The organism is Streptomyces alkaliphilus, from assembly GCF_014141535.1.
Taxonomy (GTDB): Bacteria; Actinomycetota; Actinomycetes; order Streptomycetales; family Streptomycetaceae; genus Streptomyces; species Streptomyces alkaliphilus.
In genome coordinates, this window is the sequence record NZ_VKHT01001004.1 from 1 (window position 1) to 1780 (window position 1780).

Annotated in this window: 1 protein-coding gene; it reads right to left on the reverse strand. The window is 77.8% G+C overall.

What is annotated here, in order from left to right:
* The coding region (locus tag FNQ90_RS21925; protein ID WP_194432781.1) for an L-aspartate oxidase at window positions 1-1780 on the reverse strand (1780 nt) is incomplete at both ends.

Sequence of the window (1780 nt, forward strand, 5' to 3'; positions counted from 1 at the left end):
ATTCTCCCCGGGTGGTTCCACGGTCGGCGGGAGGGAAACGGAGTCGGTCGCCCACAGCCGGAGGCTGGCTCCACTCCCGTCCGGGGCGGCGGGGCGCAGGGCGAGGACGAGGTGCCGCCGCCGGGCGTCGTCCGCCTCCGGGTGGTCCTCCCGCCAGTGGCAGCCCCGGGTCTCGGCGCGTTCGGTCGCGGCGGCGACCAGCACCCGGGCGACCAGGTGCAGGTTGGTCGTCTCCCAGCTGTCGGTGCCGGGCTCGGCGGGCTTCTCGGCCGCCCGGGCGGCGAGGGCGTCCAGTTCACCCGCGGCGGTGCGCAGGCCCTCGGCGGAGCGCAGCACCCCGGCGTGGTCGGTCATGATCCGCTGGATCTCCGGCCGGGCGTCGGGGGCCAGCAACGGCCCGGGGCCCCCGCCGGGGCCGCCGACCGACAGCCGGTCCGCGGGCACACCGGCCCGCTCCGCGGGGGCGGCGCCGGAGCGGGCGGCCAGGACGGCGTCGGCGATGCGTTCGGCGAAGACCAGTCCCTCCAACAGCGAGTTGGACGCCAGCCGGTTGCCTCCGTGCACGCCGGTGCAGGCCACCTCGCCGCAGGCGTACAGGCCGGGCACCGTGGTGCGGCCCCACAGGTCGGTGCGGACCCCGCCGGAGGCGTAGTGCGCGGCCGGGGAGACCGGGATGGGCTCGGTGACGGGGTCGATGCCGTGCTCGCGGCAGGCGGCCAGGATGGTGGGGAAACGGCGCTCCCACATCTCCGCGCCGAAGTGCCGGGCGTCCAGGTGGACGTACGGGGTGCCCTGCTCGCGGGTGGTGCGGGTGATGGCCTTGGCGACCACGTCGCGCGGGGCGAGCTCGGCCAGCTCGTGCACGCCGACCATGAAGCGCCGCCCCGAGGCGTCCAGCAGCAGGCCGCCCTCGCCGCGCACCGCCTCGGAGATCAGCGGCTGTCGGCCGCGCGCCTCCGGCCCCAGGTACAGGACGGTGGGGTGGAACTGCACGAACTCCGCGTCGGCGACCTCGGCCCCCGCCCGCAGGGCCAGCGCCACGCCGTCGCCGGTGGAGACCGTCGGGTTCGTGGTCACCGAGAAGATCTGACCCATGCCGCCGGTGGCCAGCACCACCGCGGGGGCCAGCACGGCGCCGACCCCGTCGTGCCGCCCCTCCCCCATCACGTGCAGGCTGACCCCGGCCGTGGCGCCGGTGGGGTCGGCGGGATCGGTGAGCAGGTCCAGCACCAGGGCGTGCTCGATCGTCTCGATGCCGGCCGCCCGCACCGCGTCGGCCAGGGCTCGGGATATCTCGGCGCCGGTGGCGTCCCCGCCGGCGTGTGCGATCCGGCGGCGGTGGTGGCCGCCCTCGCGGGTGAGGGCGATGGCACCGGACCCGTCGAGGTCGAAGCGGGCCCCGGCCCCGATCAACCGGCGGACGGCCGCCGGCCCCTCGGTGACGAGCAAACGCACCGCGTCGGGGTCGCACAGGCCCGCGCCGGCGACCAGGGTGTCCCGCTCGTGGTCGGCCGGGGAGTCGTCGGCGCCCAGGGCGGCGGCGATGCCGCCCTGGGCCCAGCGGGTGGAACCCTCGTCCATCAACGCCTTGGTGACGATGACCGGGCGCAGGCCGGCGGCGGCGCACCGCAGGGCGACGGTCAGGCCGGCCACGCCGGACCCCACCACCACCACGTCGGCGCGCACGGACCAGCCGGCGGGCGGGGCGATGGGCGCGCCGGCCCGGGCGAGGCCCGCGGCGGGAACGTCCCCGCTCGGTGCCGCGGGCCTCGCCCGGGCC